Here is a 24,991-nt window from a genome sequence, read left to right on the forward strand (position 1 = left end):
CTGCGCAGCAGCCCCAATAGGAGCGTCGCAGTATGCCAGGCAGTTCCGGGACTATGTTTTGGGGCTGCTTCGCAGCCCAACGCGGGGCAAGCCCGCTCGCCACAGGTTACTGGTTGCCCGTTCCGTCGCTTAACTGACCGGCATTGGGGCTTGCCCCCCGACAGCGCTGGCCCAAGCACGACATCCCCTTCAGGCCGTATAATCGCCGCTTTTCTTCAAGGCACCCTTCCCCGTGGGCAATAAACGCTACAGCTGCATCGGTCTGTATAACCCAAAATCCCCCGAAAACGTCGGCTCGGTGATGCGTGCCGCCGGCTGCTATGGCGTGGCGTCGGTGTTTTACACCGGGGTGCGTTACGAACGCGCGCGGGATTTCATCACCGACACCAAGAAGGTCCATCACGATATTCCGCTGATCGGCATCGACGACCTGAAAAAGATCCTGCCGCTGGGCTGCATCCCGGTGGCCGTGGAACTGGTGGACGGCGCCCGCCCGCTGCCCGAGTACACTCACCCCGACCGTGCGCTGTATATCTTCGGCCCGGAAGATGGCTCGCTGGATAAGGATATCCGCGACTGGTGCGAAGACGTGGTGTACATCCCCACCACCGGTTGCATGAACCTTGCCGCCACCGTCAACGTGGTGCTCTACGACCGGTTGGCCAAGGGCAACAACACCCGTTCGGGCCCCAAGTACTGATTTTTTCGGAACATCCGGCGCCTGCCGGCAGTCATCTGCAGACACTTGCCCTTGTTGGAGAGAGATCATGAGCGACAGCACAACCTTGCGCCCCGTCATCGAACACACGCCGTTCCAGACTCAGCCGACGCAGAATGTGCACGGTTGGGAACGCATCGGCTCGGTGGCCGGCGGCGTGATGATGGTCGGCAAAGGCCTGCGCCGTGGTGGCATTTTTGGTCTGATTCAGGTGGCGATTGGCGGCGTGGCGCTGGCCCGTGGCTTTACCGGGCACAGCTCGCTCAAGGACAAACTCGAGCAGGGCCGCCGTGAAATGAACAGCGTGCGCACCAAGATCGAACGTGCCGGGGAAGAGTTGAAGAATCTCAAGACCCGTGCGGAAGTGGCCGCCGAAAAAGCGGTTAAAACCACTGGCTGATCCCGACAGCTGAGCTGCTGGAGTTACAAATGAATGCAGGAGGTGGCGAGCCTCCTCCTGCAGTGGGATCTGTACAGGGTTGAGGATCAGCGCAGAAGCTTGGAATCGAGGACTACCGACGATTCGCCGATGATGCTTTCAGCCAGCTGCACAAACTCCGCCGTGGTGATGCGGTCGGCGCGCATCACCGCCTGCGCGAGATCATCGAGGGAGCGCTTGTTATGGGTTTTCACCCGGATCTCCCGATCCAGTTCCTGCAGCACCAGCACTGCCCGTGACACCGTCGCGCCGCTGACGTGTTCGCCGCGCAGGCTGGTGACATCCTTGCTTTCCCTGGCCAACCGCGCCTGTATCGCCTGATACCGCTCATCGGTCACGCCGCCTGCACGGCGCAACAGTTCGATGGCGTAGAACTCGCCCATCCCTTCGCTGATCCAGTCACTGCTGTCATGGTCATTGAAACGGCCAATCGCCTGTACCACCTCACGGATCAACGGGCTGCCGCCGTTTTCACTGACCAGCGGCGTACGGCTGTTGAGAAAGATCGAATCGCGCGCTGAAAACGCGCCGCGGCGCATCGGGTCGCTGGCTCCAACCACCAGCAGCTTGGCCGGATGGCGCGGGAAGGCGGCTTCGACCTGGGGCCAGACGAAAGTCAGCAACGTCAGCACATCCATGCGCCGCATGCCCTGCGCTTTGGGCGATGCCACCGTGACTTCGGTTTCACCCAAGCGCACGCGCCGACTGCCGAGGTTGCCGGCAAGCATCCAGCCGGTGGGACGGTCAAACAGGCGCGAAACGTTGTCGACACGGAACTTGTGTTTGCCGATGCGCGGCCAGGCGGTTTCGATGCTCTTCCAGCCGGCCGGCAACTCGAACATCAGGCGCGAGACCAGCTCGACGCCATCCTGCTGGTCGAGCCGCGCGGTGGGCACCAGGTCCTCACCACGGAACATCGCCCAACCTGGGGTCACGCGCGCTTCATACACACCGGGTTTACGCGCCTGGGTGAGGCGGACCCGGTAGGTCAGGCTGGCCTTGTCGGCGCTCGGTTGCCACAGGCCGCGGTGGCCCGTGACTTTCCATTGCCCGTCGGCCTTGAAATCGCTATAGGTGCCGTCGTGGCCCAGGTCGAAATCCAGGCTACGCACCGCCGAACCTTGGGACAGGCTCACGCGGACTTCGGCCTGTTCGGTCTGGGGCAACAGTTTGACGTGGTAATCCAGGTCGACTTTTCGGGCGCTCCACGCCGCACTGCTGATGGCCAGCACCATCAGGCCCGCCGCCAGCTTGGCTGCAACCTTCATACACATTCCTCTCAGCCAGCGCGGAAGATCAGGTAATCCTCCCAGTCGTCTTCGGGCACGCTGCCTTCGCTGAGCATGCGTCCGGACTGGGAAATACGTTCGTGATGCACGGCGTCGCGGTCGCCGCACACCAGGTGGTGCCACAGCGGCAAATCCTTGCGTTCGCTCACCAGGCGATAACCGCAGGTGGGCGGCAGCCATTTGAATTGGTCGGCCTGGCCCGGGGTGAGCTGGATGCAGTCCGGCACCGACGCGCGTCGATTGGGGTAGTCGGTGCACTGGCAGGTTTTCAGGTCCAGCAACTTGCAGGCGATGCGCGTGTAATAAACGCTGTTGTCGTCTTCGTCTTCAAGTTTTTGCAGGCAACACAAGCCACAGCCGTCGCACAGCGACTCCCATTCCTCCTGGTCGAGCTGTTCGAGGGTCTTGCGTATCCAGAAAGGTTCGACTTTGGCGGCCATGGCTCTACGTGGGTATCGGTCGGTAAAAGGGCCGCCAGTCTAGTGCGATGGCCGTCCGCGGCCAAGCGCTTACGACTGGCGGTGTTGCAAGACTTGTCAGTCTAGCGGGCGCGCAGTAGCTTTGAGCATCGAATTGACGATCAGGAACCACCTATGACCCGCGTTGCCGACTACCCGATCCATCCCCAGTTCACCGACCGCTGGTCGCCGCGCGCGTTCACCGGCGAAAACATCTCGAAGGAAACCCTGCTGAGTTTCTTCGAAGCCGCACGCTGGGCGCCGTCGGCCTACAACTCGCAACCCTGGCGTTTTCTCTACGCTCGCCGCGACACACCGGACTGGGAACGCTTCCTGGGCCTGCTCAACGAATTCAACCGCAGCTGGGCACAGCACGCCTCGGCCTTAGTGATCATTGCCTCGAAAACCGACTTTGTCGCTCCCGGCGCCAGCGAAGAAACGCCGGCACTGTGGCATACGTTCGACACCGGATCGGCCTGGGGCCACCTGGCGCTGCAAGCCAGCCTCAGTGGCTGGCACACCCACGGCATGGCCGGCTTCGATCAGGAACTGACCCGCAACGAGTTGAAGATCCCAGAAGGCTATGCCCTGCATGCGGCGGTGGCGATCGGCAAGCTAGGGGACAAGGCGACCTTGCCGGAGTACTTGCAAGGCCGTGAAGCGCCCAGCCCGCGCAAACCGTTGAGCGAGTTGGTATCGGAGGGCGATTTCAGCCATTAAGGCTAAGCGTGTCGGGGATGGGCCAGGTGATACTTTGCCAGCGCTGCCCCTCCCCGGCAGGCACACGTTTGAATGTGCGGCGCATTCAAGTGCACGGGCTTTTCTGCCCCTGTCGACTAGGCAAGCAGCTCACTCAAGCGTCTCTTGAGATCGTTCTTGCTGCGCGTATACGCCGCGATTTCCATCTCATAAAGCGCCTCGCCCGGCACCATCAGTTCAGGCGGTAGCGACTGAATATCAACCGGATAGATTTTGTTGTCTCTGGAGGAATATAAAAGGTTCTTCAACTGCAGATCCTGGTGATAAACGCCCTTGGCTTCCATCCCGTTCAATGCGTCCTCAAGTAAGGTTCGAACCTCTGGGGGCAAACTGCGCTTTTCAATTTTCGCCATGCTGACGCCGTCCAGTTTCGGCATTTTGATATATGAGCGGCCATCCTCAAGAATCGCCGTGGCAAAACCCTCTCCGTAATATTGGTTCAGCGCTCGGGTTTCATGCCTCGTGTAGTCGGGCAGAACGTCGGAGCTCGTAGCCCCCATGTCCTTATAGGCACTACGCCCATCGAGACTCTCATAGACGACGCCTTCGGTACCTCGCCCAATCTCACGTCCCAGGTCCGCTTTCACTGAAGCCGGACTCCCCCCACGGGCTCCCAGTCGCTGCCATTGATCACCCTGGACATGCTCAACCAGCAACGACGTTTGTCGATTGTTGTGATAAACCCGCGCCTGCACCCTGCCATCCTCGGTGCGCGTGACCTGTCGGACTTCGTAAACAGCTGTCCGGCCCGTGCTGTCGGTGTGGCGAATATGCGATACGTGGCCATCGGCGGCGACATACACCCCCTGGCTGTTGCGTGGACACCCGGCGATCCTCGCTTCGGGCACGTTGAATGAGCCAAACAACGCATTACTCAGCTCAGCGTCCGGCGCCTTCGGCAACAGGGTCACCTTGCCCTCCACTGCGCGGGCAGCCGGTACAAAATCTTCGAGCGGACGGCCATAAGGCCGCATGGCCTGCGCGTCCAGGGCATACCATTTGCCATTGTGCAGCGTCGCTGCGCCTTCAACACGTTCACCAGCCACTTTGAAGCTGCCCGTTGCCACGTCACCGTATTGCTTGCTGGCAATTTTGAGCAGGTCATAGCTACCGGTGGCACCCTTGAGGTGATTCACCACAGTACGACCACCTCTCAACGCCAAGCGGCCACCGACCAATGCCAGATCGCCCAGACCGCTCAAGGGGTTGAACGCCTCAACCACAGTCGCGCCGACGAACCGCGCGGCCTTGGCCAGCCTGCTCGCCGTTGACAGAGTTTTACCCAATGCCTTGCCCGCTTGCGCAGCCTTGCCGGCACCCAAGGTGACCAGGCCGACCACATCCATGCCCAAGTCGAAGAGGCCCTGCCCGACACTGCCGTTTTGAAAGTTGACGATGGCCGAGCGTAAAGGGATGAGGTTCAGAAAGAACTCGGAAATCGCGTGGTTCCGGCTGCGGTCTTGATCATATGAAGTGACCCCTCTGGCCTCCTGCAGTAGATCGGCGTTGTTCAGGTCCAGTGATTTGACGAAAACATCGGCGATCAACTGGCTGCGAGGGGAATTAAAACTATCAGGCTGCCCCGTCCCCTGCGGTTGCTGCGCATAATGCGCGGCGCGCTTACCGTCATAGGGGTCAAACACTGCCGTTCGCGAGAGGATATTGGCCTCGCGCTGTTCCATTTTGCGGGTGGTATACGGCTCGGTACGTCGGCGTAGCAGGAAGTTCTCTTTTTCGATGACACCTCTGCGCGTGTCGATGGTGTAGAGGTTTGGGCCATCTCGGGTGGTGGTCTTCACCTCCAGTGTGTGGCCTCTGACATGCAGGGCGGGAGGGGTGAGTAGATCACCGGCAATTGTGTATTGGTTGGTATGGAAGAATTCCAGCTTGCCCTCTTCCAGGTTCCTGCGGTCCTCCAAAGGCAACGTGGAGATCAGGTGCCGAACCAGGCGTTGCTGACCGTCCTCCAGTGCGCTCAGGGCCTCGTCATATGAAGCCTGGAAGGGCGCGGCAACCCCCAATCCACCCTTCTCGTAAAGCGCGCAGAACCTTTGGACGGGTAGCCGTTTGTCAGTGCTTATCCAATGATCTTCAGGCCCCAGCGCGCCGCCTTCCATGACGACGTCCAGCATTGAGCGCTCGCCGGGATACAGGCCTGGCCGACCTTCCTTCAAGCGTGCTTTGTGGAGCGCGCGCACCTCAAAGAGGTGGCTGTCCAGGTCGGGAAACGCGGCCTTGAGCTGGGTAAGTGCCATCGCCTTGCGACTGGGAATGTCAGTTTGCAGCAACGTACTGGCGTCTTTGAGCGAACTCAGGTGATGGTTATACGCTGTTCGCACGCGCTCCATATCGCTGGCCGAAGGCACTTGTTCCGCGCCGACGAGAAAGCCACTGGCGATGCCCCAATCCCTCAGCGCCTGGTAATCGATAGGCTGGCTGACCGTTTCATCGCTATCGAGCTGTTCGGCAGCCAGCAGAATCTCGGCGTACCCCATGGCGAGGGTGCGTCCGGGTGTCTGCACCTCGATCCTGGCCACGGCCATCGTCAATTGTGCCCACAGGACGCTACCGTAGGTCACGCTTTGGGGAATGTCTTTGACCAGGTAGTGAGGAGCAGCCTTGGCCAGCAGCAGATAGGCTCCTAAATGGGCGGTCGTCGCGCTGACACGGCCTTGCTCGATCAAATGTTTGCCTAGCGCCTCAACCACCGTTGAGGCCGGTTGCCCCCAATACTGGCTGCTCGCCAAGTCAAAACCGGCAACGTGATTGCGAGCGGGGGCCGCCAAAGACTCCGGATCAAGGCCCAACTGGATCGCCGTCATCACATAATCGCTGTTACAGCCCACGGCAGGCATACCGCCCAGCCGCGCCCGCAGGGCTTGCTCCAAAGCCCGCGCCTTGGGGGAGGCGAGCAGCTTCTCCATCGCGACCATCGGGTGTTTGAGGTCGGCCTCAACCACCGAGCTGCCACTGAGCAGATAGCCCAAGGCCCCCTTCCCGCCCTCAGGCAAAGGCAGACTTTGTAAGCCGGTTTCATTGCTGTGCAGCAGGTGGACGAGGGTGTTCTGGTCTTCACCGGGCATCGCTCGCGGCCAGGACAGGGCACCGCCGAGGTTCCCCAGCGGATGGGCCTGAGCTTGCGCGGACAGCGCATTTTTCAGCTCGACCAGCGCTTCCAGGGTTTTGGGCACCTGCAGCGCACAGCCTTGAAGGTACGCATCAAGACTGACCAGACGGTTGGGCGGCAGCGGCTGGGGTGGTTGATAGGAGGCGTCCTCGCACACATACATCGTTGTGCTGCTCAAGAGCGAGGCGAGCGCGGTCTCCATCCTTTCTCTGGCTTTGGCAGGGGTTAACGTGTCATCGGGCACGAGCTGGCCCGGGAGTTGCTGAATGACGGTCTGGAGCCGCCGACTCAGGGTTCGTCGGTCGCAGTGGTCGCCCAAGGAGTTCTTGAATGCCGAAATAGGTCGGGGCACAGGGGTGGCAAGCGTTTCAGACGGTTCGTCAGCGGAGGCGATAGCGGAGTGCAAATACTCCCTGTGGCGCACATAAACAGCAGGCGGTGTGGGTGTAGTCATGACAGTACCTGTCCTTAATCCAGTGGATATCCTTTAAAAGACGCAACCTTGCGCCTTTGCGATCACTGGGTGGCAGGCCCGCCAGGGCGGTTCCAACCGGACTGTCAGGTTTTGTGTACACGACCGAACGTAGATCAAAACGCGTCCGATGGCCGGGTGCGGCGGTCAGTAACCGCGCTCGAAATCCACTTCACCGCGCAAGGCTTGCTTTGCCTTGTATGCGCGTACGTTGTCCAGAAACAACTCCACCATCATCGGCGGCGACGTCGGCGCAGAGCTGTGCCCAGTCAACAACAGCCCCCAGGCGGTCCAGAATGGATGGCGCTGCGGCAGCGGTTCCTGGCGGCACACGTCGATCACCGCACCGGCCAGGTGCCCTTCTTTCAACGCCTCGACCAGATCCGCATCGACCACCGCCACGCCACGCCCGACGTTGATGAACAGGCCGGTGGGCTTGAACTGCTTGAACAGCGCCGCGTCGTACAGGTCATGGGTGTTGGGTGTGTTGGGCAACAGATTGATCACATAATCCACCTCCCCCACCAACCGGCCCAGTTGGTCCGGCCCGGCCACTTCTATAAAGGGCTCCTGCTCACGTGCAGTGCTGGCGATGCCGTACAGCTTGACGCCAAACGGCACGAGGAATCGGGCGACGCTCTGGCCGATATCCCCCGTACCGACGATCAACACCTTGCGTCCGGCCAGGCTCTGGCCCATGCGGTTGTCCCACTTGCGCTCGACCTGGCTGACCAGGCGCGCCAGCACCTCGCGCTCATGGCCGAGCATGTAGGTCAGCACAAACTCGGCCATCACCTGGCCGAAAATCCCCACCGCACGGGTCAGGCGATAGTCGCGCGGCAAGCCGTCGGCCAGCAGCGGCGTGATGCCGGCCCAGGTCGACTGCAGCCATTGCGGGTGGTGGCCCTGGCGCAGCAGGGTCGCCAGCAGGTCCGGCTGGCCCAGCCACACCGGGCAGTCGGCGGCCAGGCGCGACAGCTCGGCGGAGTCGCCGCTGGTCAGCACTTCCAGCTCCGGCGCTGCTTCGCTGAGCAGTCGGGCATACAGCGGGTGATCCTGTTCAGCAATCAGAACACGCATGGTTCAAACCTTTCAAAAACAGTGCAGACGGCCGCCCGCATCCTTACGGCCACCGCCAACTCAAACGATTTCATTGAGAATGTGCCCCGGACGGGGCACCTACCGATCACATCGGGTCATTGCGACGCAGCAGCTCTTCGGGCAAGTGTTCGATGTACTCGTCCTCGGCCGGCGGCATTTGCAGGTGGTAGCCCTGTTTATCGAGGTTTTCCAGGACCACGGCGATGTCCTCGCGCGACAGCTTACGCTCTGGTGTCAGGACCATGTCGAAGGCCAGGTGCGGTTTGCCGAACGCCACCATCAAGGGCTCGGGCACGCGCTCAAGGGCATCGCTCTTGAGCACATAGAGGTACATGCCGTCTTTTTTCAAGCTGCGGTAAATGGAGCAAATACGTTTCAAGGCTGTTCTCCGGCAGTGGCCAGGCTGTCGAGCAGCGCCTGGCCCATCAACTCGCGGCGCCAGCCACGCAGCGAGTCTGGCAGTTGGTAAGGTCCATCGGGGTAGCCACTTTTAACCAGGGCTTCGAGGGTTTTCTTGCGCAGCATCAGTTCCGGCGCCATGTCCAGGCGTTCGGCTTCGGCCTGGCCGAGGGCGCGCAGCTGTTTGATCAGCGCGGCGGCATCCACCGGCAAGGGCTCGGCCACGGTCGGCGGCCATTGGTCCGCGGGCACACTGCCGGCACGCTTGATCAGGTCCAGCAGGAACTGCCCGTCCTGGCGCACGGTGCGCGGGTGCATGTCTTCGATCTTGCCCAGGGCGGCGAGGTTATCCGGCTGGGACTTGGCCAGGGGCCAGAGCGAATGTTCGCGGATGATGCGATTGCGCGGCAGGTCCCGGGCACGGGCCTGCTGCTCGCGCCAGGCGCACAGCTCACGCAATACGGCCAACTGCGCGCGGGACAGTTTCCACGCCAGCTTGGCGTCGCGGTACACCTCGTAGGGGTCGACTTCGCGGCGCAGGTTGGCCACCAGTTCGGCGCCATCCTCCAGCACCCACGCGAATTTGTCGTCCGACAGGCGTGGACGCAGGCGTTCGTAGACTTCGGCCAGGTGCACCGCGTCTTCGGCGGCGTAGCTGATCTGGGTCTCGGACAACGGGCGTTGCAACCAGTCCGAGCGGGTTTCGCCCTTGGGCAACTCGATGTCCAGTACGGCCTGGACCAGGCGCGAGTAGCCCATGGAGAAGCCAAGGTTCAGGTACGCAGCCGCCAGTTGGGTGTCGAACAGTGGCACCGGCAGGCTGCCGGTCAGGCGCAGCAGCACTTCGAGGTCTTCGCTGCAGGCATGCACCACCTTGATCACCGCCGGGTTTTCCAGCAAAGCAGCCAGGGGTTGCCAATTGTCGATGGTCAGGGGATCGATCAGGTAAGCGCGTACGCCGTCACCGATCTGGATCAGCCCGGCAATGGGATAGAAGGTGTCGACCCGCATGAATTCGGTGTCGAGGGCGACGAATGGCAACTGCTGCCATTCGGCGCAATGCTGGCCGAGGCTATCGTTGTCGCAGATCCAGTGAATATCGATGGCCACACGGCTCTCCCTTGAAGAATGGCGCGCAGTATATATCGCGAAAGAGCCTTGCGAGCATCCGCAGTGCACAGCCGATCATGAAAACTCAGACAGGCATTGAAGAATAGTCCGACAGGCGGGAGTTATCATCTCTTACGCAGAACATAGACACGCCATACCGCGGAGCCCGGTACGAATTCCTGATGGTGCAGCACCTTGAAACCCGCCTGGCGAAACTCGCCCTCAACCGCGGTGCGGGAGTTGACCGAGATAATCACGGTGTCGCGACTGACCCGATGAAACTCGCGCAGCAGCGCCAGGCGTCCTTCACTGTCGGGTACATGACGAAACAATTCCAGACAGAAGATGCAGTCCACCGCGTTTTCCGACAGGCCGATGGAAAACGCCGAGCCCTGGAACGTCTTGACCCGCTTGAGCAAGGATGCGGGGTGATGGGTGCGGGCATGGTCGAGCATGGCCTGGGAGTTGTCCGACGCCAGAATCACGCGGTTGACGTGCTCGGCCAGCACCGGCCAGAAGCGCCCCGAGCCACAGGCCAGGTCGAGGATCAGCCCCGGCTCGCCGGCCACTTTCAATGCCTGGCGCACCAGCCAGGCATCGCGCCACGCCACCAGGCGCCGACGCAGCCCTGGCGGGCGCGTGTCACCGCAGACGCTGGCGTGTTCACGGCCACAGCGCTCGGCGTATTCGATCTCGATGGAGGATGGTGGTTGTGACGACATCTATGGGCTCATCTGGGCGAAACGGTAGTGAACGACCTTGATTGGCAGCTTAACGGCCGCCACGTGAAAAAAAGGTCGAAGACTTTCTACCGTTAATCCCGTCATGCCTGATGCAGGTACCAACGCCAATCCTGCTCCCCGACTTCGCCCATGAACTGGCGGTATTCGGCGCGTTTGACCGCCAGGTACACGCCGAGAAATTCTTCGCCGAACGCTTCGCGCGCCCATTGGGAGCCTTCCAGCGCGCGCAGGGTGGTGAGCCAGTCGGTGGGCAGCAGCTCTTTGGCCTGGGCGTAGCCGTTGCCTTGCACCGGAGCGCCGGGGTCGCGCTGCTCGCGCAGGCCACGATGGATGCCGGCCAGGATCGCCGCGGCAGCCAGGTAGGGGTTGGCGTCGGCACCGCAGATGCGGTGTTCGATATGCCGCGAAGGCGCCGGCCCGCCCGGCACGCGCAGGCTGACGGTGCGGTTGTCGACCCCCCAGGTGGCGGCCAGCGGTGCGTAGCTGTTGGCCTGGAAGCGCCGATACGAGTTGGCGTTGGGGCAAAACAGCAGCAACGCGTCGAGCAAAGTACTGAGCATGCCGCCCACCGCATGACGCAGCAGCGGCGTGCCATCGGCTGCGTCGCTGGCGAACAGGTTGTGGCCGTCGGCATCCGCCAGGCTGACATGCATGTGCAGGCCGGTGCCCGCCAGGTCGTCGAACGGTTTGGCCATAAAACAGGCGGTCATCCCGTGTTTGTGGGCCACACCCTTGACCAGACGCTTGTAGCGCACGGCTTCGTCCATGGCCTGCAGGGCATCGGCGCGGTGCTCCAGGGTGATTTCGACCTGGCCGGGGGCGTATTCGGAAATCGCCGTACGCGCCGGGATGCCTTGCAGCTTGCAGGCACTGTAAAGGTCGGCCAGAAACGGTTCGATCTGCTCCAGTTCGCGCAGGCCATAGACTTGGGTCGCGCGCGGACGGCCGCCGTCCTGGTCGCGCGCCGGTTGCGGGCGGCCGTGGCTGTCGGGTGTCTGGTCAAGCAGGTAGAACTCCAGCTCGGCCGCCATCACCGGGTAATAGCCGTCGGCCTTGAGCGCGTCCACCACCTTGGCCAGCAGCTGGCGCGGGTCCGCCACGGTGGCGGGCAGGCCTTCGCGGGGGTGCATGCTCACCTGCACCGCCGCGGTGGGGATCAACCGCCACGGCATGCGTTGCAAGCTGCCGCTGATCGGGTAGGCGCGGCAGTCGATATCGCCCACGTCCCAGACCAGGCCGGAATTTTCCACGTCATCGCCGTTGATGGTCAGGCCGAGAATGGTGCTGGGCAGCGGGCGGCCGCTTGCGTACACCGCCAGCAGTTCATCGCGGTGCAGCAGCTTGCCGCGTGGCACGCCGTTGTTGTCGAGGATAAACAGCTCGAACAGTTCAATGTCCGGGTTGTGTTCAAGAAAGGACTGGGCTTCGTGCAGGCTGGCAAAAATACTCATGGGGGCTCTCATACGGGTACGTCAGGCAGGCGCGCGGGCGCCGCCGGGCAGATGCGCACAGGTGTGCGTCATCCAATGGGTCAATCAACGTAGGAGAGCGGTATCCGGCGGGCGCGCGTGACGGCAGTGGAACAGCGCCCAGAACGCCAGCGCGGACGGCAGTGTCGCGAGGTGAGCGTCGGGGGAAGCGGCCATGGGCAATCACACTGGTGGGATGCGCGCCAGCCTCACACGCGGCGACCGCCGGTTAAATTCACGCTTGGCGGAGTGTGGTTGCAGCCCGGCTAAACAATCGTCACGCCTTGCCACCCTGCCCCGCGCTGGAAATAATGGCCACCCGCCCTCACCCCAAGGACTCGACCGCATGAAAGCTCCTTTAGCCCTCTGTGTACTGGCGAGCCTGGCCACGTCGGCCCTGGCCGACACCGGTGCGTCGCGCCTCGATGAGGTGTTGCAGCGTGGCACCCTCAGCGTGTGCACCACCGGCGACTACAAGCCCTACACCTCGCTGCGCGCCGATGGCCGCTATGAAGGCATCGACATTGCCATGGCCGAGTCCCTGGCCAAAAGCCTCAACGCCAGGATCCAATGGGTGCCTACCACGTGGAAAACCCTGATGCCGGACTTCCTGGCCCAGCGCTGCGATATCGCGGTGGGGGGCATTTCGGTGTCGCTGGAGCGTCAGAAAAAGGCCTTTTTCAGTCAGTCCCTTGGCGTCGACGGCAAGATCCCACTGGTTCGCTGCGCCGACGTGCAGCGCTACCAGAGCGTCGAACAGATCAACCAGCCCCAGGTACGAGTGATCGAACCGGCAGGCGGTACCAACGAAGTGTTCGCCCGTACGCACTTGGGCAAAGCGCAGATTCGCCTGCACGACAACGTGACGATTTTCGACGAGTTGCTGGCGGGCAAGGCCGACGTGATGATCACCGATGCCAGCGAGGCGCGCTTCCAGCAAAAGCTCAAGCCGGGGCTGTGCGCGGTCAACCCGGACAAGCAAATGCAGTACAGCGAAAAAGCCTTTCTGCTGCCCCGGGACGACGTGGCATGGAAAAGCTATGTGGACCAGTGGTTGCACCTGAGCGTGGCCACCGGCGTGTACGACGGCATCGTCAATCAATGGCTGGCGGCGCCCTGAGCCATAGGCGTCTACGCTGTGCTCACATCAACAAGAACGAGGATGGGTTCATGAAGGGACTGCTGAGAATGACCTGGCTGCTGCTGTTGGGATTCAGCCAGGTGCATGCCGATACCGCTCAGGATGACGATGCCCAGGCCGCGAAGGCGCTGCTGGAAAAAGCCCTGGTTTATTACCAGAGCAATGGCGACAAGGCCTTTGCCGCCTTCAGCCGCCAGGGGGAGTTTGTCGACCATGACCGCTATGTGTTCGTGGTCGACACCCAGGGTGTCTTGCTGGCCAGTGGCGGCCCCTCCTCCGCGTTGATCGGCCGCGACGTATCCGAGGTGCTCGGGCCGGACCTGCGCGAGTCATTCGAGCAGGCGCTCAAGGTGCCCGAGGGCCAGGGCATGCAGCAGGCCGACTATCGCTGGCAGAACTGGAACGACGGCAAGGTCGAGCACAAGCATGTGTTTTACCAGCGCGTGGGCGAGCGCATCCTGGCGGTGGGTTACTACCTGCCACGGGCCACCCCGGAACAGGCCCGGGCGCTGCGCAACAAAGCGGTGAATGCGTTGGTCAAGGACGAAGCCGGTACGCTCAAGGCGATCAACTCACTGCAGGGCGGCTTTCTGCAGGATGACCTGTACGTGTTCGTGGTGGACCTCAATACCCAGCGCTACGTGGCCCATGGCACCACGCTGCGGTTGATCAACACCGACTTCAGCAAGATCAAGGACCCCGACGGCAAACCGGTGGGCGAGCCGATACTCAAACTGATGACGGAGCAGGACCAGGGCGAATACAAATACCGCTGGAAAAACCCGATCACCGACAAGGTCGAGAACAAACATGCGTATATCCGCAAGAGCGGGCATTACATGGTTGCGGTCGGCTACTACAGCCCCTGATCGGCAGTGGAATGCGTTCAGGTGGCAGACTTGCCCCCGCCCCAGTTTTAGTCTTCATGGTGCCGGTTATTTCGCCTTGTCCTCGCGCCCGCGCAGTAGGCGGTTGGGCATGACCATGGCCGCCGCCAGCCCCAGCAGCGACACCGCCGCACTCACCAGCAGCAAGTGTCGGAATGTCACTGCCAGTTCGGCGCGCAGGGCATCCTGCGCCGGGCCGGGGGCGGCGTTGAGGCCGTCGAGCAGCACGTTGCCCGAACTGCCCTCGGCCACCAGCGCGCCGCTGGACAGGTGGGCGAAGCTGGAGTCCTGCAGCAGCGCCAGCAGCAACGCCGACATGCAGGCCACGCCCACCGCACCGCCCAGCGAACGGAACAGGTTGGTGGTGCTGGTGGCCACGCCGATATCCGGCTGCGCCACCGAATTCTGCGCACCCACCAGGGAGGTCGGGAACTGCATGCCGGCGGCGATCCCGCAGAGCAGCATGAACATGGCGGTGAGCAACACATCCTGGGGCGCGCTGTAAGCCATGCCGAAGATGGCCAGCGGGCTCAACAATGCACCGCTGAGGATCATCGGTTTATAGCGCCCGGTCACCGAGGTCCGACGCCCGGCGCAGTAGGCACCGATTGGCAGGCCCATCGCCAGCGGCAGCAGGTGCAGGGCGGCGCTGTCGGCACCGGCGCCGGTCACGGTCTGAAAGCGCAACGGCATCAGCACGGTCAGGGAAATCGCCTGGAAACTGGTGAAAAAAATCGTGCACCAGCACAACACCGCACTGGCATTGGCAAACAGATGCATCGGCAGCAGCGGTTCGCGCGCGCGGCGTTCATGCCACACGAACAGCGTCAGCACCACCAGCGCGCCGGCCAGCAGGCCCAGCACCTGCGAGTCACGCCAGGAATGGCCCTGGCCGATTTCAGTGACGCCCAGCAACAGGGCGGTCAAACCGATGATCATCAGCACAGTGCCGAGGTAATCGATGATCGGCTTGCGCTGAGGCACCGGCAGCCCCACCAGGGTGCGGTGGGCCACGTACCACGCAGCGGCGCCCAGAGGCAGGTTGATCAGAAACACCCAGCGCCAGGACAGGTACTCGGTCATGTAACCGCCCAGCACTGGCCCGGCCACACTCGCCACCGCGTACATGCTGCTGAAATAGCCCTGGTAACGCCCGCGTTCGCGAGGCGCGATGATGTCGCCGATGATCGCCTGGCTCACCGAAACCATGCCCCCGGCGCCGATCCCTTGCAGCACCCGCGCCAGCACCAGTTGCTCCATGCTGTGCGCCATGCCACAGAACAGCGACGCCACGGTGAACACGCCCATGCCGATCAGCATCATCGGCCGACGCCCATACAGGTCGCCGAGCTTGCCGTAGATCGGCACCGCCACCGTCATGGCCACCATGTAGCCGGAAATCACCCAGGCCAGCAGATTGACGTCGTGAAAACGCGCCGAGATGGCCGGCATGGACACCGCGACGATGGTCTGGTCAAGGGCGCCAAGGAAGATGGCCATCATCAGCGCGACCAGAATACTGCGCACGGCGGGTAACGGCGGGGTGGGATGATTAAGCTGAGTCACGCAGGAACCTTCGAACAAGGTCGTGGGAAAGGCGCCCCACGACAATGGCGAATACGATAGCAGGCTATTCGATAGCCTCGTAAGGAAGTCCGACGTAATTTTCCGCGATCGTCCGGCGCCCGGCTTCGGAGTCGATGAAGTAGTCCAGCTCACTCTGGGCGATGCGCTGGCTGAACTCGTCGGCTTCATCAAACGTGTGCAGCATGGAAGTCATCCACCAGGAAAACCGCTCGGCCTTCCACACCCGGCGCAGGCAGATCGCCGAGTACTGTTGCAGCAAATCCACCCGGCCCTGGCGATACACCTTGAGCAGAATCCTGAACAAGGTACTGACATCACTGGCCGCCAGGTTAAGGCCCTTGGCGCCGGTAGGGGGCACGATGTGCGCGGCGTCACCCAGCAGAAACAGGCGCCCGTACTGCATCGGCTCCACCACGAAGCTGCGCAGCGGCGCGATGCTTTTTTCGATCGACGGCCCGGTCACCAACTGCTCGGCCAATGCGGCGGGCAGACGCTGTTTGAGCTCTTCCCAGAACCGCGCATCCGACCATTGCTCCAGTGCTTCATCCGCCGGCACCTGCAGGTAATAGCGACTGCGGGTGGGCGAGCGCATGCTGCAAAGGGCAAAGCCACGAGGGTGCTTGGCGTACACCAGTTCCGCGTGCACCGGTGGTGTGTCGGCGAGGATGCCCAGCCAGCCGAACGGGTAGACCCGTTCGAAAATGTTCAAGGCATCGGCCGGGATCGATTGGCGGGCGACTCCGTGAAAACCGTCGCACCCGGCGATGTAGTCGCACTCCAGGCGAAACGTCTGGCCCTGATGTTCGAAGGTCAGCCAGGGCCGATCGCTCTTGAGGTCGTGGGGCTGGACGTCGCGTGCTTCATACAGGGTGATGGCGCCCGCATCGGCACGCGCCTCCATCAGGTCACGGGTGACTTCGGTCTGGCCGTAGACCATCACGGATTTGCCGCCGGTCAACGCTTTGAGGTCGATGTGGGCGAGCCTATCGTTGAGCGCCAGTTCGAAGCCGTCGTGCACCAGGCCGTCGCGATCCATGCGCTGGCTCACGCCGGCCTCGCGCAGCAGATCGACCATGCCCTGCTCCAGCACGCCGGCACGAATGCGGCCGAGCACGTAATCGGCGCTCTGGCGCTCAAGGATCAACGTCTGGATGCCGGCGTTGTGCAGCAACTGGCCGAGGAGCAGTCCGGATGGACCGGCGCCGATAATGGCGACTTGGGTGTTCAGCGTTTTCATTATTTTTATGGCCCGCAAGTTCCACCCGAACGGATCGAGTGAAAGAGTTGTCATTGGTCTTGTAGCTGACATTTTCACTTGAGCGCCCAGCATAAGAAGGTGAAAACTGCGCCAAAGCCTGCGCTTTTTGCCAATCGGGGCGATTACCGCACAACTATCCCGAGTATCGGATTTAAACCATGACCAAAACCGCGATTCCGGTCTTCAAGCTTTACGGGGAAAGCCAGCAGTGGCCGACGCCCGATTTGTTGCACTGCGAAACCATTTCCCGGCGCAGTCGGGAATACCAGTGGGAAATCCAGCCCCACCGGCACGCGGATCTGTGCCAATTGCTTTATGTGCACAAAGGCCAGGCCCAATTGGAAATCGAAGGCCAGCGCACCACCCTCAATGAAGCCACGTTGCAGGTGCTGCCACCGCTGTGCGTGCATGGCTTCCACTTTGCCGAGGATGTCGAAGGTTACGTGCTGACGCTGGCGGCCCCGCTGGTGGACCATCTACAGGCGCAACTGGGCGCCACGGCCGACGCGTTGCAGATGCCGGGCAGTTACCCGGCGGGCAAGGACAGCGAGTACCTCAACCGCCTGTTCGCCCGCTTGCAGGAGGAGTACGCCGATGAGCAACCGGCCCGGGACATGCTGATGCATGCCCTGGTCAGCGTGTTGCTGGTGTGGATCAGTCGTCAGGCAATCCAGCGTCGTCACCCTCGGGCGCCACGCGGGCGTGAGTATTTCCGGCGGTTCACCCAACTGGTTGAACAGCACTACCGCGAGCACCCGAAGATCGAAGACCTGGCCCACAAACTGGGGATCTCCGTGTCGCACCTGAACGGCACTTGCCGTGAATTGGGCGGCCAGCCCGCGCTGCAGATCATGCATGACCGCCAGTTGCTGGAAGCCAAGCGCTTGCTGACGTACACCAGCATGACCATCAATGAGATGTCTGAGGTGTTGGGTTTTTCCGACCCGACCAATTTCTCGCGGTTGTTCCGTCGCCGGGTCGGCTTTTCGCCCAAGGCCTTTCGCGAGCAGCTTAAATCCAGGCAGCCTACCTGAGCGCGCTGAAACTGCCGCTGCGCGGAACGCACAGATCCTGATGGCAGCTGATCGCAAAGGTCGGCTGCATACGGGTTTGCTCGACGCGGTAGGCGGCCGTTGCGTAAAGCGCGCTGGCCAAGACGCTGAGGGCGAAAATCGTCAGGTACTTGCGGGTTTTGATGCTCATGGCACTGACCTCTGCACGGTTCTACACGGTGCTGTTTAAAGCATAGGTCAGTCAGGGCAGGTTGCCATTATTGGCCGCCATTCAACCCGTTTATGTCGCGTATAAACCCTCATCCCACGCCGGCTCCTCGGGAAAGCGCAGGACCAGGAAATCCAGCAGGCTGCGCAACGCCGAGGGCATGTGTTTGCGCGAGGCGTAGACCGCGTAGATGTTCATCTGCCGGGGATCGGCGCCAGGCAGCAGGCGTACCAGTTCGCCACGACGAACATAGTCGCCCGCCTGATAGCTGGGCAGCATGGCGACCCCGGCGCCGGCCAGGGTAAGGCGCAGTAAGGTGCTGGCCTCGTTGGCGGTGATATTGCCGCTCACCGGTACCGACACATGCTCACCCCGCTCGTCGAAATGCCACAGGCTCTTGCCGAAATAGGAGTGGGTGAGGCAATTGTGGCGCGCCAGGTCTTCGACTTTGCGCGGCGCCGGATGCTCGCGCAGGTACTCAGGCGTGGCGCACACTACCGAGCGGCAAACGCTGAGGCGCCGGGCGATCAGGTTGGGGTCCAGGTCGTTGCTCATGCGAATCGCCAGATCGATGCGCTCATCCACCAGGTTTACCGTGCGGTCGAGCAGTTGCAGATCCACCGTCACCAACGGGTGGCGCTTGACGTATTCGGCGATGGCCTCGGCCAATTGCACCTGGCCGAACGACGTACTCACACTCAGGCGCAACAGGCCGCGAGGCGCGTCGTCCGGTTCGCTCACGGCGGCCTGCATGTCGGCACCCAATTCCAGCATTTGCCGGCAACGGGGCAGGGTTTCGCTGCCCGCTGCGGTCAGGCTGAGCTTGCGTGTGGTGCGGTGCAGCAGGCGCGCGCCGACCCAGTCCTCCAGCTCGACCAGGTAGCGCGATACCACCGGGCGTGACAGGTCCAGATGATCGGCGGCGGCGGATTGGCTGCCCAGGTCGACCACGGTGACAAACACGCGCATTGCTTGAAGACGATCCATGATCTGCCCGATTTTAGAAACAAACTATGTTCCAGCATCGCATTTTTAGTCTGGTTTGGTGCAACTAAGCTCTGTGCATCCTTTGAATCGATGCTGGAGCTGCCCAATGTTCTCAACCTTCAAGCGCCTGAGCCTGGGCACCGCCGCCCTGGCCTTCGCCGCCCATGCGGCCGCGGCCGAGCTGAAGCTCGACGTGTACAACCCCGGCGAAGCGGCAATCTTCCCAGTCACCTCGGTGCTGGTCAGCGGCGCCAGGGACGCGATCCTGGTGGATGCGCAATTCGGCAAAAGCCAGGCCGAGCAACTGGTGCAGAACATCCGCGCCAGCGGCAAGCACCTGACCACCATCTACATCAGCCATGGCGACCCGGACTACTACTTCGGCCTCGACACCCTGACTGCGGCTTTCCCCGACGCCAAGGTGCTGGCGCCGCAACCGGTGGTCGAGCACATCAAGGCCACCGTGGCCGACAAACTGGCATTCTGGGGCCCGAAAATGGGCGCCGACAAACCGGCTAAAACCATCGTGCCGCAGGTACTTGAAGGCCACAGCCTGAGCCTGGAGGGCCAGACACTGGAAGTGGTCGGCCTGGATGGCCCACAGCCGGATCGCAGCGTGGTGTGGATCCCGTCGATCAAGGCGGTCGTCGGTGGCGTGGTGGTGGCCCAGAACATTCATGTATGGATGGCTGACACCCAAAGCGCACAGTCCCACAAAGACTGGCTGGCGACCTTGCAACGCATCCAACAGCTGCAGCCGCGCACCGTGATTCCGGGCCATTACCTGGGCACGCCGTCGCTGGCGTCGGTGGCCTTCACGGCTGACTACATCAAGGCCTTTGACCTGGAAACCGCCAAGGCCAAGGACGCCGCCGCGCTGATCGCAGCCATGAAAAAGCGCTACCCGACCCTCGCCGACGAGAGCTCGCTGGAGCTGAGCGCCAAAGTCGCCAAGGGCGAAATGAAGTGGTGAACCGCTGTAAACCCTGACTTTTACTGGAGAACATCATGAGCAAGATCGCAATCATTGGCGCCACCGGCCGTGCCGGCAGCCAACTGCTGGAAGAAGCGCTGCGTCGCGGGCATAGCGTGGTCGCCATCGCGCGCAATACCGATACCCTGGCGGCGCGCGCCGGCGTCACCGTCGAACAGGTCGATGCCCTGAATGCCGACGCTTTGCAACAGGCCATCAGCGGCAGCGACGTGGTGATCAGCGCGGCGCACTTTGCCACATTGCCCGCTGCCGCCGTGATCGGCCCGGTGAAAAAAGCCGGGGTCAAGCGCCTGCTGGTGGTGGGCGGCGCGGGTTCGCTGCTGCTGCCGGACGGCAGCCGCGTGATCGACAGTCCGGGCTTCCCGGCTGAATACAAAGCCGAAGCCAGTGCCGGTGCTGAGTTCCTCGAAGCCCTGCGCCAGGAACAGGACCTGGACTGGACCTTTCTGTCACCGTCGGCGGAATTCGTCGAGACCGAACGCACCGGCCGCTTCCGCCTGGGTCACGACCATTTGCTGGTGAGCGCCGAAGGCCGCAGTTGGATCAGCTTTGCCGACTACGCCATCGCGCTGATCGATGAAGTGGAAAAGCATCAGCACCCGCGCCAGCGTTTTACGGTCGGTTACTGATTGGTGGAGTGACTGATCCATCGCTATCGGGGACAAGCCCCCTCCCACATGCACTGACGAAACCAGATCAAAACTGTGGGAGGGGGCTTGCCCCCGATGGCGATCGATCGGTCAGTTCAAGTACCGCTGCCCCACCCTGATCTGAAGAGTGCGCCTGGCTCTGCAGCCAAGCCATCAATGCCTCTAGCTCCGGCATGGGCTGCGCGCCCGGCGCAGACACCAGGTAATAGCCCATCCCCGTCGGCACACGCCGTTCAAACGGCATGACCAGCCGCCCCGCCTTCACATCCTCGCCGATCAGCGCACAATCGCCGATCGCCACGCCGGAGCCTTGGGACGCCACTGTCATCGCCAGGTCCAGGGTTTCGAAGTGATGGCCTTGGCTCACGGTGCTCAAGCGCACATCCGCCGCATTCAGCCAGAGCGTCCAGTCCCGTTCGTCGCGCGTGGGGTGCAGCAGCACCTGGTGTTGCAGGTCTGCCGGCGCGCGCAGCGTCGCGAGCAAGGCCGGCGCGCAGACCGGGGTGAGTCGTTCGTCGAATAGATGCACGGCCTCGGCGGGCTGTTCGGCGATGGGCGCGTAAATCACGGCCGCATCGAAAGGCTCGCGACGAAAGTCCACGGTGTTGGCCACGGTGGTAGTGAGCTCAACCGGCACATCAGGGCGTTCCCGTTGCCATTGCATCAGGCGCGGCAGCAACCAGCGCATCACGCAGGTGGAAGCCTTGAGTTGCAGGGCCTGACGCCGACGGCCGATCTGTTCCACCGCGGCACCGACCAGGCCAAACACCTGCTGCGTGCACTGCTGCCATTCACGCCCTTGCTCGGTAAGGCTCAAACCGCGCGCCTGACGCACAAACAAGGGGTAGCCCAAGTGGCGCTCCAGCCCGGCGATCTGCCGGCTCACCGCACCCTGGGTGATGTGCAAGCGCTCGGCGGCGCGGGTGAAGTTGCAGCACTGGGCCGTGACCCAGAACGTGTGCAGCGCAGGCAGCGGCGGAAGGCGTTTCATGCGATGAGCCATGACGTGAGGACATGGCGAGTATGACGTTTTATCGATTGTGGGCGCCATGGGCCAACCGTTCCAATACCGCCTTCTCTCATTCACAAGAGCGACCTGTATGGCGACCTGCGGCGAAGTGTTGGTCAACCTCCTGGAAGGCTACGGCGTGGACCATGTGTTCGGCATACCCGGGGTGCACACCGTGGAGCTGTATCGCGGCCTGGCCCGCTCCGGTATCCGCCACGTCACCCCGCGCCATGAACAGGGCGCCGGCTTTATGGCCGACGGTTACGCACGCACCCGTGGCAAGCCGGGCGTGTGCTTCATCATCACCGGCCCCGGTATGACCAATATCACCACGGCCATGGCCCAGGCGTATGCCGACTCGATCCCGATGCTGGTGATTTCCAGCGTGCAATCGCGCAGCCAGCTGGGCGGTGGACGCGGCAAATTGCATGAGCTGCCGAACCAGAGCGCGCTGGTGGCTGGGGTGGCGGCATTTTCCCACACGCTGATGTCGGCGGCGGAGCTGCCGGGCGTGCTGGCCAGGGCGTTTGCGTTATTCCAGGCCGGGCGGCCGCGCCCGGTACATATCGAAATCCCCCTGGACGTGCTGGTGGAAAACGCCGATGCGCTGCTGCCCTGCGCACCGGTTAACGTGGCCCGCGCCGGCGCGGCACCGGCGGCGGTTGCACAGATGAGCCGTTTGCTCGTCGCGGCCAAGCGCCCGCTGATCCTGGCCGGCGGCGGTGCCATTGACGCCGCCGCTGCGCTGACCGAACTGGCCGTCACCCTCGGCGCACCGGTCGCGCTGACCATCAACGCCAAGGGCCTGTTGCCGGCCGCGCATCCGCTGCTGATCGGCTCGACCCAGAGCCTGCCCGCCACCCGCGCCCTGGTGGCCGAAGCCGACGTGGTGTTGGCCATCGGCACGGAGCTTGCGGAAACCGACTACGACACCACCTTCGCCGGCGGCTTCGAAATCCCCGGTGTCTTGCTGCGCATCGATATCGACCCGGACCAGACCGTGCGCAACTACCGGCCCGAGGTGGCGTTGGTGGCGGATGCGCGGATCGCCGCCGACGCCTTGCTGGCCGACGTTTTGCGCGGGCCACTGCCTGCGCGTGAACCCCACTGGGGGCGCCTACGCGTGGCGCGGTTGTGGGCTGAATTGACGCCCACCTGGGACGCCGCCACGCGCGCGCATAGCCTGTTCCTCAATACGGTTCTGCACGCCTTGCCGGACGCCGTGCTGGTGGGCGACTCGACCCAGCCGGTGTACAGCGCCAACCTGACCCTGAACCTCGACCAACCGCGCCGCTGGTTCAACGCCTCCACCGGCTACGGCACCCTGGGCTACGCCCTGCCCGCCGCCATCGGCGCCTGGCTTGGACGCGGCGACGGCCGGCCGGTGGTGTGCCTGATCGGCGACGGCGGCCTGCAATTCACCCTGCCGGAACTGGCGAGCGCGGTGGAGGCTCGTACGCCGATCATCGTGTTGCTGTGGAACAACCAGGGCTATGAAGAGATCAAGCGCTATATGCTCAACCGCGCCATCGAGCCGGTGGGCGTGGACATCTACACGCCGGATTTTATCGGCGTGGCCAAAGCCCTCGGCAGCGCCACCGCCAGCGCGCACAGCGTTACGCAGCTGCGTAGGGCGTTGGATGCCGCCGCGCAACGGCAGAGGCCGACGCTGATTGAAATCGACCAGGGGCTGTGGATGAAGGAGGTGGCGGTGTGAGCCCAGTCACCACAGGGGAGCGGCGTACACACTGGTTGTGGTGAGCGAGCAGTCTGTTGCAAGCCCATCAACCCCCGCGCAATTTTTCAATAACCCCTGCGACTTTCTCATTTGCTCCGCCTGCATCCACCGTGGCCTGATTCGCGCTTGTTCACTCAAGGCTTGCCCATGGAAAACGTTCACGCAAAACCCACTACGGCCGTCTGGCTGATGCTCAGTGTTGTGCTGGTCGCCCTTAACCTGCGTCCGTCGATGGCGGCAGTCGGGCCGTTGTTATCGTCGATTCGCGGCGATGTGCCGTTGAGTTTCAGCAGCGCGGCACTGTTGACCATGCTGCCGGTGATGGCCATGGGGCTGGCGATGTTTTTCGGTATGGGCCTGGCCAAGCGGCTTGGCGAACACCGCAGCATCGTGCTGTCGCTGGGGGTGATCGGCGTGGCGACGCTGTCACGGTTGTGGCTGGATTCGGCGCTGGAGCTGATCGTCAGCGCCATCGCCGCCGGGGTGGGGATCGCGTTGATCCAGGCGGTGATGCCGACGCTGATCAAGACCCGCTTCAACCAGAATGTGTCGTTGTTCATGGGCCTGTATGTCACCGCAATCATGGGCGGTGCCGCGTTGGCCGCGTCATTCGCGCCGTTCGTGCAGGCACGGACCGGCAGTTGGCGCATCGGCCTGGCGATCTGGGCAACGCTCGCCGTGCTGGCGCTGGTGTTCTGGTGCGCCCAGCGTGCGACGCTGCCGACGGTGCCCCAGGCCGGCTCCGGCGCGCAGGAAAGCTTTTTCGGTAACGCACGCGCCTGGTTGCTGGCGATCTTCTTTGGTCTTGGCACGGCGTCCTACACCTGTGTACTCGCGTGGCTGGCGCCGTACTACGTAGAGCAAGGCTGGAGTGAACAGAACGCCGGACTGCTGCTGGGCTTTCTCACGGCGATGGAAGTGGTGTCGGGGCTGGTCACGCCGGCCATCGCCAACCGTCGCCGGGATAAACGCGGCGTGGTGGCGGTGTTGCTGGTGCTGATCATCCTCGGGTTCTGCGGCCTGATCCTCGCGCCACAGCACCTGAGCCTGCTATGGCCCTGCCTGCTCGGCCTGGGCATCGGCGGGCTGTTTCCGATGAGCCTGATCCTGTCCCTCGACCACCTGGACAACCCCCGCCGCGCCGGTGGTCTTACGGCCTTTGTGCAGGGCATCGGCTACCTGATCGCGGGGCTGTCGCCTCTGATCGCCGGCGTGATCCGCGACCAACTGGGCAGTTTCGAATGGGCCTGGTGGGCGCTGACTGCCGTGATCGGTGTGATGCTGCTGATCGTGACGCGCTTCGACCCCAAGCGCTACGCGCAGCAAATTCGCTGAGGTCGTGTCGCCAACAGTTTTTGTCCCACACCCAACATAGAAACAGCCTACGAAGCTTCCTATTGGGACGCCCGTTCCGTTAATCTTTTGCGCTGTCTTG

General features: G+C 62.8%; 23 protein-coding genes. 10 read left to right on the forward strand and 13 right to left on the reverse strand.

What is annotated here, in order from left to right:
* The first annotated feature begins 232 nt into the window (after positions 1–232).
* Positions 233–700, forward strand: a complete 468-nt coding sequence (locus OSC50_RS16960) for an RNA methyltransferase (RefSeq protein ID WP_034096446.1) — start codon at positions 233–235, stop codon at positions 698–700.
* Between the two features lie 67 nt (positions 701–767).
* Positions 768–1,118: a YgaP family membrane protein gene (locus tag OSC50_RS16965; protein WP_181078002.1), complete on the forward strand. Its 351-nt coding sequence runs from the start codon at positions 768–770 to the stop codon at positions 1,116–1,118.
* Positions 1,119–1,204: 86 nt separating this feature from the next.
* On the opposite strand, the gene OSC50_RS16970 is transcribed toward OSC50_RS16965, so the two are convergent.
* Together OSC50_RS16970 and OSC50_RS16975 are read right to left on the reverse strand one after the other, a co-directional pair.
* Positions 1,205–2,425 (reverse strand): hypothetical protein, encoded by a 1,221-nt coding sequence (locus tag OSC50_RS16970; RefSeq protein ID WP_253511226.1) that lies wholly within the window; start codon positions 2,423–2,425, stop codon positions 1,205–1,207.
* A gap of 11 nt (positions 2,426–2,436) precedes the next feature.
* Positions 2,437–2,886, reverse strand: a complete 450-nt coding sequence (locus OSC50_RS16975; RefSeq protein ID WP_043046481.1) for a YcgN family cysteine cluster protein — start codon at positions 2,884–2,886, stop codon at positions 2,437–2,439.
* Positions 2,887–3,039: 153 nt separating this feature from the next.
* Between OSC50_RS16975 and OSC50_RS16980 the strand changes: the two genes are divergently transcribed.
* On the forward strand, positions 3,040–3,624 hold the full coding sequence (locus OSC50_RS16980) for a nitroreductase family protein (RefSeq protein WP_181077998.1): 585 nt from the start codon (positions 3,040–3,042) through the stop codon (positions 3,622–3,624).
* A gap of 116 nt (positions 3,625–3,740) precedes the next feature.
* On the opposite strand, the gene OSC50_RS16985 is transcribed toward OSC50_RS16980, so the two are convergent.
* From OSC50_RS16985 to OSC50_RS17010, 6 genes are all read right to left on the reverse strand, one after another.
* A complete protein-coding gene (locus OSC50_RS16985) occupies positions 3,741–7,244 on the reverse strand; it encodes a serine/threonine-protein kinase (protein WP_266248447.1) in 3,504 nt (1,167 codons plus the stop codon).
* Positions 7,245–7,409: 165 nt separating this feature from the next.
* Positions 7,410–8,342 carry a D-2-hydroxyacid dehydrogenase gene (locus OSC50_RS16990; RefSeq protein ID WP_253511220.1) on the reverse strand — a complete coding sequence of 311 codons (933 nt, stop codon included), beginning with the start codon at positions 8,340–8,342 and terminating at the stop codon, positions 7,410–7,412.
* A gap of 106 nt (positions 8,343–8,448) precedes the next feature.
* Positions 8,449–8,742: a YcgL domain-containing protein gene (locus OSC50_RS16995; RefSeq protein ID WP_181077992.1), complete on the reverse strand. Its 294-nt coding sequence runs from the start codon at positions 8,740–8,742 to the stop codon at positions 8,449–8,451.
* Complete coding sequence (rnd, locus tag OSC50_RS17000; RefSeq protein ID WP_266248444.1) at positions 8,739–9,872, reverse strand: ribonuclease D; 1,134 nt, start codon at positions 9,870–9,872, stop codon at positions 8,739–8,741. Before rnd ends, OSC50_RS16995 begins: the two co-directional genes overlap by 4 nt.
* A gap of 125 nt (positions 9,873–9,997) precedes the next feature.
* Positions 9,998–10,594, reverse strand: a complete 597-nt coding sequence (locus OSC50_RS17005; protein ID WP_181077989.1) for a class I SAM-dependent methyltransferase — start codon at positions 10,592–10,594, stop codon at positions 9,998–10,000.
* 101 nt (positions 10,595–10,695) lie between these two features.
* Positions 10,696–12,066: a glutamine synthetase family protein gene (locus OSC50_RS17010; protein WP_181077987.1), complete on the reverse strand. Its 1,371-nt coding sequence runs from the start codon at positions 12,064–12,066 to the stop codon at positions 10,696–10,698.
* A gap of 364 nt (positions 12,067–12,430) precedes the next feature.
* Between OSC50_RS17010 and OSC50_RS17015 the strand changes: the two genes are divergently transcribed.
* The gene (locus OSC50_RS17015; protein WP_266248442.1) at positions 12,431–13,204 is read left to right on the forward strand and encodes a transporter substrate-binding domain-containing protein; all 774 of its coding nucleotides are present in this window, start codon (positions 12,431–12,433) and stop codon (positions 13,202–13,204) included.
* A 50-nt stretch (positions 13,205–13,254) separates the two neighbouring features.
* A complete protein-coding gene (locus OSC50_RS17020) occupies positions 13,255–14,094 on the forward strand; it encodes a cache domain-containing protein (RefSeq protein WP_181077983.1) in 840 nt (279 codons plus the stop codon).
* Positions 14,095–14,160: 66 nt separating this feature from the next.
* Here OSC50_RS17020 and OSC50_RS17025 read toward each other — a convergent pair whose 3' ends face one another.
* Positions 14,161–15,678, reverse strand: coding sequence for an MDR family MFS transporter (locus tag OSC50_RS17025; protein WP_266248439.1), 1,518 nt, complete (start codon positions 15,676–15,678; stop codon positions 14,161–14,163).
* Positions 15,679–15,742: 64 nt separating this feature from the next.
* Positions 15,743–16,927, reverse strand: coding sequence for a 4-hydroxybenzoate 3-monooxygenase (gene pobA, locus OSC50_RS17030; protein ID WP_414704465.1), 1,185 nt, complete (start codon positions 16,925–16,927; stop codon positions 15,743–15,745).
* Between the two features lie 188 nt (positions 16,928–17,115).
* Between pobA and OSC50_RS17035 the strand changes: the two genes are divergently transcribed.
* The gene (locus OSC50_RS17035; RefSeq protein ID WP_181081061.1) at positions 17,116–17,991 is read left to right on the forward strand and encodes a helix-turn-helix domain-containing protein; all 876 of its coding nucleotides are present in this window, start codon (positions 17,116–17,118) and stop codon (positions 17,989–17,991) included.
* Here OSC50_RS17035 and OSC50_RS17040 read toward each other — a convergent pair.
* Entirely contained in the window at positions 17,984–18,160 is a 177-nt protein-coding gene (locus OSC50_RS17040; protein WP_181081062.1) for a hypothetical protein, read from the reverse strand. The two genes, OSC50_RS17035 and OSC50_RS17040, sit on opposite strands and share 8 nt — an antisense overlap.
* 90 nt (positions 18,161–18,250) lie before the next feature.
* Positions 18,251–19,165: a LysR family transcriptional regulator gene (locus OSC50_RS17045; RefSeq protein ID WP_266248436.1), complete on the reverse strand. Its 915-nt coding sequence runs from the start codon at positions 19,163–19,165 to the stop codon at positions 18,251–18,253.
* Positions 19,166–19,271: 106 nt separating this feature from the next.
* Here OSC50_RS17045 and OSC50_RS17050 point away from each other — a divergent pair, with 106 nt between their 5' ends.
* Positions 19,272–20,138 carry an MBL fold metallo-hydrolase gene (locus OSC50_RS17050; protein ID WP_266248435.1) on the forward strand — a complete coding sequence of 289 codons (867 nt, stop codon included), beginning with the start codon at positions 19,272–19,274 and terminating at the stop codon, positions 20,136–20,138.
* Between the two features lie 35 nt (positions 20,139–20,173).
* A complete protein-coding gene (locus OSC50_RS17055) occupies positions 20,174–20,788 on the forward strand; it encodes an NAD(P)-dependent oxidoreductase (RefSeq protein ID WP_266248433.1) in 615 nt (204 codons plus the stop codon).
* A gap of 67 nt (positions 20,789–20,855) precedes the next feature.
* Here the strand turns inward: OSC50_RS17055 and OSC50_RS17060 are convergent, their stop codons facing one another.
* Positions 20,856–21,800: a LysR substrate-binding domain-containing protein gene (locus OSC50_RS17060; protein ID WP_266248431.1), complete on the reverse strand. Its 945-nt coding sequence runs from the start codon at positions 21,798–21,800 to the stop codon at positions 20,856–20,858.
* A 109-nt stretch (positions 21,801–21,909) separates the two neighbouring features.
* On the opposite strand from OSC50_RS17060, the gene OSC50_RS17065 reads away from it, so the two are divergent.
* Together OSC50_RS17065 and OSC50_RS17070 are read left to right on the forward strand one after the other, a co-directional pair.
* Positions 21,910–23,535 carry a 5-guanidino-2-oxopentanoate decarboxylase gene (locus OSC50_RS17065; RefSeq protein WP_266248429.1) on the forward strand — a complete coding sequence of 542 codons (1,626 nt, stop codon included), beginning with the start codon at positions 21,910–21,912 and terminating at the stop codon, positions 23,533–23,535.
* 168 nt (positions 23,536–23,703) lie between these two features.
* Complete coding sequence (locus OSC50_RS17070; RefSeq protein WP_181081068.1) at positions 23,704–24,891, forward strand: cyanate transporter; 1,188 nt, start codon at positions 23,704–23,706, stop codon at positions 24,889–24,891.
* Positions 24,892–24,991 lie beyond the last annotated feature (100 nt).

The sequence above is a fragment of the Pseudomonas quebecensis genome, assembly GCF_026410085.1.
Lineage (GTDB): Bacteria > Pseudomonadota > Gammaproteobacteria > Pseudomonadales > Pseudomonadaceae > Aquipseudomonas > Aquipseudomonas quebecensis.